8 protein-coding genes are annotated in these 6,313 nt (G+C 61.8%); 5 read left to right on the top strand and 3 right to left on the bottom strand.

The features are described from left to right. Positions 1-139 precede the first annotated feature (139 nt). On the top strand, positions 140-919 hold the full coding sequence (locus QMX91_RS28090; RefSeq protein WP_003224680.1) for a TSUP family transporter: 780 nt from the start codon (positions 140-142) through the stop codon (positions 917-919). Here QMX91_RS28090 and nudC read toward each other — a convergent pair. The 3 genes from nudC to QMX91_RS28075 all read right to left on the bottom strand — a co-directional run bounded on the left by nudC (position 887) and on the right by QMX91_RS28075 (position 3,529). Next, positions 887-1,717, bottom strand: a complete 831-nt coding sequence (gene nudC / locus QMX91_RS28085) for an NAD(+) diphosphatase (RefSeq protein WP_282413703.1) — start codon at positions 1,715-1,717, stop codon at positions 887-889. The two genes, QMX91_RS28090 and nudC, sit on opposite strands and share 33 nt — an antisense overlap. Before the next feature lie 6 nt (positions 1,718-1,723). Next, the gene (locus QMX91_RS28080; protein WP_027611976.1) at positions 1,724-2,536 is read right to left on the bottom strand and encodes a crotonase/enoyl-CoA hydratase family protein; all 813 of its coding nucleotides are present in this window, start codon (positions 2,534-2,536) and stop codon (positions 1,724-1,726) included. A gap of 219 nt (positions 2,537-2,755) precedes the next feature. Further along, positions 2,756-3,529: a class I SAM-dependent methyltransferase gene (locus tag QMX91_RS28075; protein ID WP_282413702.1), complete on the bottom strand. Its 774-nt coding sequence runs from the start codon at positions 3,527-3,529 to the stop codon at positions 2,756-2,758. A 175-nt stretch (positions 3,530-3,704) separates the two neighbouring features. Here QMX91_RS28075 and QMX91_RS28070 point away from each other — a divergent pair, with 175 nt between their 5' ends. The 4 genes from QMX91_RS28070 to pncA all read left to right on the top strand — a co-directional run bounded on the left by QMX91_RS28070 (position 3,705) and on the right by pncA (position 6,218). Then, the gene (locus QMX91_RS28070; protein ID WP_027611978.1) at positions 3,705-4,238 is read left to right on the top strand and encodes a tetratricopeptide repeat protein; all 534 of its coding nucleotides are present in this window, start codon (positions 3,705-3,707) and stop codon (positions 4,236-4,238) included. A gap of 90 nt (positions 4,239-4,328) precedes the next feature. Further along, positions 4,329-4,787, top strand: coding sequence for a sigma-70 family RNA polymerase sigma factor (locus QMX91_RS28065; protein WP_240795643.1), 459 nt, complete (start codon positions 4,329-4,331; stop codon positions 4,785-4,787). After that, positions 4,784-5,542: a transcriptional regulator gene (locus QMX91_RS28060; protein WP_282413701.1), complete on the top strand. Its 759-nt coding sequence runs from the start codon at positions 4,784-4,786 to the stop codon at positions 5,540-5,542. The genes QMX91_RS28065 and QMX91_RS28060 overlap by 4 nt, the downstream gene beginning before the upstream one ends. Before the next feature lie 49 nt (positions 5,543-5,591). Beyond that, complete coding sequence (gene pncA / locus QMX91_RS28055) at positions 5,592-6,218, top strand: bifunctional nicotinamidase/pyrazinamidase (protein ID WP_223007485.1); 627 nt, start codon at positions 5,592-5,594, stop codon at positions 6,216-6,218. Positions 6,219-6,313 lie beyond the last annotated feature (95 nt).

The raw sequence follows: 6,313 nt of genomic DNA, 5'->3' as shown, positions 1-6,313 counted from the left end.
CCCACAGGTTGAATGCGTTCCAGAATGTGGGAGCGGGCTTGCTCGCGAAGGCGTCCGACGGGTCGCCGCAAAAGCCGGATACAGGTAACATGACCGACCTCCCGCAGCCCTTCTGCGCCCTGCCGAATAAGCCGATTCCATGCCTTTCGAACTCAGCGTTGACCTCACCACCCTGGCCATCCTGGCCCTTGTCGCTTTCATTGCCGGTTTCATCGACGCCATTGCCGGCGGCGGCGGTCTGTTGACCACCCCGGCGCTGCTCACCGCCGGCCTGCCGCCGCACCTGGTACTGGGCACCAACAAACTGAGTTCGACGTTCGGCTCGGCCACCGCCAGTTTCACCTTCTACCGACGCAAACTGTTCCACCCCCGGCAGTGGATGCACGCGATCGTCGGCACCCTGGTCGGCGCGCTCACCGGTGCCATCGTCGCGCACTACCTGCCGGCGGAATGGCTGAACAAGATGCTGCCGGTGATCGTCTTCGCCTGTGGCCTGTATCTGTTGTTCGGCGGCACGCCCAAAGCGCCGCTGGACAGCGACGCGCCGATCAAGAAGAAATGGCAATCGACCCAAGGCTTCAGCCTCGGTTTCTACGACGGCGTGGCCGGCCCTGGCACGGGTGCGTTCTGGACCGTCAGCAGCCTGCTGCTCTACCCGATCGACCTGGTCAAGGCCAGCGGTGTGGCGCGCAGCATGAACTTCGTCAGCAACATCGCGGCGCTGTCGGTGTTCGTGTTTTCCGGGCAAGTGGACTGGATCATCGGCCTGAGCATGGGCCTGTCGGTGATGGTCGGCGCGTTCTTCGGGGCGCGCACCGCGATCAGCGGCGGCGCCAAGTTCATTCGTCCGGTGTTCATCACCGTGGTATTGGGTTTGACCGTGCGCCTAGCCTGGCAACACTGGTTCAGCGTGGCCTAAGCGGCGGGCCACGTAGACGTCGATCAGGTAACGGGCAATCGATTTTGACGCCGGCAACGGCGGCAGATCGTGCACGTTGAACCATTGGGCGTCTTCGATCTCGTCTTCCTGGCAGACGATCTCGCCCCCGGCGTATTCGGCATGGAAGCCGAGCATCATCGAATGCGGGAACGGCCAGCACTGGCTGCCCATGTACTGGATGTTCTTCACTTCGATGCTGACTTCCTCGCGTACTTCGCGAATCAGGCAATCCTCCGCCGACTCGCCCGGCTCGGCGAACCCGGCCAGCGTGCTGTAGACCCCGCTGACGAAACGCGGTGAGCGCGCCAGCAGGATCTCGTCGCCACGGGTCACCAGCACGATCATGCTCGGCGAAATCCGCGGGTAACTGCGCAGGTCGCACGGCTGGCAATACATCGCTCGCTCGCGCGGCACCTGGGTCATCGCCTGCCCACAGTTGCCGCAGAAGCGATGTTCACGCGCCCAGGTGCCGATCTGCGCGGCATAGCCCAGCACTTTATAGACGGTGTGATCGCCTTCGAGCATGAATGCCCGCAGGCCTTTCCAGTTGCAGCCCGGCACGTCGCTGGAGCTGTGCAATTCCAGCAGATACACCGGCTCGCCATCGAGATGGCCGATGCCGTGTTCGGTGAGAATCGACAACTCCTGACGCTTGAGCCATTCCCGCGGGAACAGCGCGCCGTTGTCATCGAACAGAAAGCCTTCGGGGCTGCGAGCCACGGCCCAGCCGCCGGGTTGATCGGTGTCCAGTACTGCAGTGGTCCAGCGAGCTGTCATGGTTTCTCAATCCAGAAATTCGGGTTTCTGTTTACTCATATGGGCGGCCATGGCCACGCGCAAGTCGGTGGATTGCAACATGGCGGCGTTCCAGGTGGCAACGTATTCGAGGCCGTCATCGATGCGATGGTCGCGCATGTAGCTGATCATTTCCTTGGTGCCGGTGACCGCGATTGGCGATTTGCTGGCGATCTCGCGAGCAATGTCCATCACGCCTTCGAGCAGCAGCTCCTTGTCAGCGTAAACACGATTGACCAGACCGATGCTGCGCGCTTCATCTGCGCCGAAAGTGCGCCCGGTGTAAGCCAGTTCACGCAGCATGCCGTCCCCGATGATCCGTGGCAACCGTTGCAAAGTGCCAACATCGGCAGCCATGCCGATATCGATTTCCTTGATCGAGAATTGCGCGTCTTCGGCGGCGTAGCGCATGTCGCACGCGGCGATCAGGTCGATCGCACCGCCGAGGCAGTAGCCCTGAATCGCCGCCAGTACCGGTTTGCGGCAGTTGTCGACAGCATTGAACGAGGCTTGCAGGGTGAGAATCTTGCGCCGCAGCAGGCGCGCGTTACGGCCGACGTCCTTGCCCAGTTCGTTGGCGACGCCGGCGAGCATCATCAGGTCGATGCCGGAGGAAAAGTGTTTGCCGTTGCCGCTCAGCACCACCACCCGCACTTCATCGGTGTCATCGATCCACTGGAAAATCTCGACGATCTCGCTCCAGAACGCGGCGTTCATCGAGTTGATCTTTTCCGGGCGATTGATCTGCACATGCGCGATGTTGTCGGCCAGTTCGACGCTGAAGGCGGTGTATTGAGTCATGGCAGTGATCCTTTACCGGGCTGAAAATGAGGCCCGAACTATACCAAGGCATGACGATGGCGGTTCGGCCAAATGCGGGACTGCTTCGAGAAATGGGGTGACAGGGCTGGCCTCTTCGCGAGCAAGCCCGCTCCCACAGGGTCAGGTTTGATCACAGACTTTGTGATCCACCCAAGACCTGTGGGAGCGTGGCTTGCCCGCGATAGGCTCACCGCCGATCTAACTAACCTTCACTGCCACATACGCCGCCGTCTCATAAGGCACCGTCAGCACATGCCGCCCACGCAACGCCGGTTCCGAGGCAATCAACGCGCGAATCTGCTCATCAACCTTGTCGCGCTGCGCCTGCGGCAAGGCCGCAATGAAACTGGTGGAGCGCACCCGATTGAAGATCACGTCCTCGGGCGAGCCGGTGTGCCCATGATGAAACTGCTGCGACTGCAACGGCCCGAACGCCGGATGCGGAAACGCCTGACGCCATTGGCCGGTGTAGTAACGCGGCGTGTCCCCCTCCAGCGCATTCACGATAGCGTCGAGTTTCGGCACCCAGCTGACCTGTGTATCGCGCAGGTTCCAGATCAGCCCGAGTCTGCCGCCAGGCTTGAGCACGCGGGCGATTTCCGTCAGGGCTTCCGGGGTGGCGAACCAATGGAACGCCTGCGCACAGACCACTGCATCCACCGACGCGTCAGGCAGTGGCAGATCGGTCGCGTTACCGCTCACCGCCAACACCTGCGGCCAGGCAGCGGAAAGTTTTTCCAGCATCTGCGCCACCGGTTCCACGGCGATCACCTGCGCGTCGGTGGCCGCCAGCCGGCCGGTGAACTTGCCGGTGCCGGCGCCCAGATCGATGACAGTCTTGTGATTGTCCAGACCCAACGTCTGGGTCAGCCACTGACTGACCTGCGGCGGATAGTCCGGGCGGCCCTTGATGTAGGTGTCAGCGGCAGTCTTGTAGCCGGCAGCAGCGGAATGATGGACCTGATCTTTCATGGCAGTTCCTCGTGTGTCAGCGCCGGGGCATGGCAAAGCGCTGGATGGACGGCGGGCGTAGCCGAGCATAACGCCGCGATTTGCGCGTACCTTGAACAGAGCCTGACAAAGCAATGAATAAAATGCCGGGCTGTGGTGTTCAAAGTGAAACATAACCCTCTGTGGAGCCTTGCCCATGACTATCCGTTCCGTTATGTTCGCCGCCCCGTTGCTGCTGGTCACCGTGTTGTCCGCATCGATGGCGTTTGCCAACGGTGATGAAAGCGCGCCCGTGCAGAAGCCCAACTGCCCCAAAGGCCAGGTCTGGGACAGCAAATCACAGAAATGTGTGCTGCAGACCAGCAGCGCCGTACGGGATGCCGATCGCACCGACTATGCCTACCGATTGGCCAAGGACGGTCGCTACGAAGAGGCCCTGGCCCTGCTCGACACCCTGCAACAACCGAACACCGCCAAAGCCCTCAACTATCGCGGTTACGCCACGCGAAAACTGGGGCGTACCGATGAAGGCATCGGCTATTACCTGCAATCGGTGAAACTCGATCCGCAGTACGCGCAAGTGCGTGAATACCTCGGCGAGGCCTATGTGATCAAAGGCCGCGTCGACCTGGCGCAGGAGCAATTGCAGCAGATCAAATCGATTTGCGGCACCGCCTGCGAGGAATACCAGGACCTGGCTGAAGCCATCAACGATTCATCGAAAACCTGACATAGATAAAGGAACGCCATCATCGTCAGCGATCAGGCATTCAGAGCGGAACTCGGACAGCATCTGGCGCGGCTGTGGCGCTACGGCCTGCTGCTGTCGCGCAATCGTCACGTGGCCGAGGATCTGGTGCAGGCCACGTGTGTGCGGGCGCTGGAACGTGCCGGCCAATATATGGCCGGCACGCGCATGGATCGCTGGCTGCTGAGCATCCTGCATTCAATCTGGCTCAACGAAGTGCGCGCGCGTCGGGTGCGTCAGGGCGCCGGTCAGGTCGATGCCGACGCGCAACTGGCCTTCGATGGCGAATACGCCGCGCAGACTCATGTGATGGCGGCGCAAGTGATTCGCCGGGTCGATGCGTTGCCGGAAACCCAGCGCGAAACCGTGTATCTGGCTTATGTCGAAGGCCTGTCCTACCGTGAAGTCGCCGAGATCCTGCAGGTGCCGATCGGCACGGTGATGAGCCGTCTGGCCACCGCGCGCCTGAAACTGGCCGAATACCCGCCCCTGCAAGCCGTGCCGAAAACCACCGGAGGTGACCGCCCATGAACAAGCCCTCCGACGAACAACTGGTGGCCTACCTCGATGACGAGCTGGACCCCGCGTATCGCAGCCAGCTCGACAGCGCGATTGCCGACGACCCGTTGCTCAGCCTGCGCGTGCAATGGTTCGAACGCAGCAGCCTGCCGTACAAGGATGCCTATGACGAACTGGCGCTACAGGCACCGCTGGAACGTTTGCAGGCGCGCCTCGATGCCATCCCCTCCCCCCAGCGGCCTGGCCTGAGTCGACGCTGGTTCATCGGTGCGGCCGCCGCGAGTCTGCTGGCGGGCGGCGTGTTGGCCGATCGCCTGTTTCTCGCCTGGCAGTCACAGCAAGCGCATAACTGGCGCGCCTTGGTGGGCGACTATATGGCGCTGTATGTGCCGCAAACGCTAGATCACCTGCCCAGTGACGAAGCCAGCCAGCGCGCGCAACTGCGTGCGGTGGATGCACAATTGGGGCTGAGTCTGTCGCCGGCACTGGTGAGGTTACCGGGCGCCGAACTCAAGCGTGCACAAATGCTCGAGTACGACGGTGTGCCGATTGCGCAACTGACCTATCTCGATGCGAAACACGGGCCGCTGGCCTTGTGCGTGACTCGCTCCAACAGTGGCAGCCAGCCTTTGGAGCACGAACGGCGCCACGAAATGAACGTGGTGTACTGGACCGAAGGTGAGCATGCGTGGATGTTGATCGGCCACAACCCGGCGCCAGCGCTGGAAGACCTGGCAAAACACCTGGTCGACAAGCTGGGCGCGTGAGTGCCGCTCCACTATGCTGAGCGGGTGATTATCCAAGGAGGAAGCCCCGATGCAGATTTCACCCCGCACCGCCCTGCTGGTCATTGACGTGCAGAACGACTTCATCCCCGGCGGCCAGTTGGCCGTGCCCGAAGGCGATCAGATCGTGCCGCTGATCAATCGCCTCGGTGGCCTGTTCAAACAGGTGGTGATTGCCCAGGACTGGCACCCGAGCGGCCACGCGTCCTTTGCCTCAAGCCACCCCGGACACCAGCCTTACGAGGTAATTCAGTTGCCCTACGGCGAGCAGGTACTCTGGCCGGAGCATTGTGTGCAAGGCACATCCGGTGCCGAGTTTCACCCCGAGCTGAACCTGCCGCACGCGCAACTGATCATCCGCAAGGGCTGTAATCCGGACATCGACAGCTATTCGGCGTTTCTCGAGGCGGACCGGTGCACCACCACCGGTCTGGCCGGATACCTGAAAGAACGCGGTATCGACACGGTGTACATGGTCGGTCTGGCGCTGGATTTCTGTGTGATGTTTTCCGCGCTGGATGCCCGGGCGGCGGGGTTCAACGCGTTCGTGGTGCTGGACGCCTGTCGTGCCATTGACAGGGATGGGTCACTGGCAGCGGCGATGGAGCGGATGCAGACGGCCGGGGTTGGCTTGATTCAATCAAACCAACTCCTCTGAGCAACACAAACCCCCTGTGGGAGCGGGCTTGCTCGCGAAAGCGGTGTGTCAGATTAATTTATGTCGACTGACACTCCGCCTTCGCGAGCAAGCCC

Origin of the sequence: Pseudomonas sp. PS01299 (assembly GCF_029960145.1) — a bacterium.
In the GTDB taxonomy this organism is placed as follows: domain Bacteria; phylum Pseudomonadota; class Gammaproteobacteria; order Pseudomonadales; family Pseudomonadaceae; genus Aquipseudomonas; species Aquipseudomonas putida_A.
The sequence above is the reverse complement of the archived record's forward strand: the minus strand, read 5'-3'. Positions and strand labels throughout refer to the sequence as shown.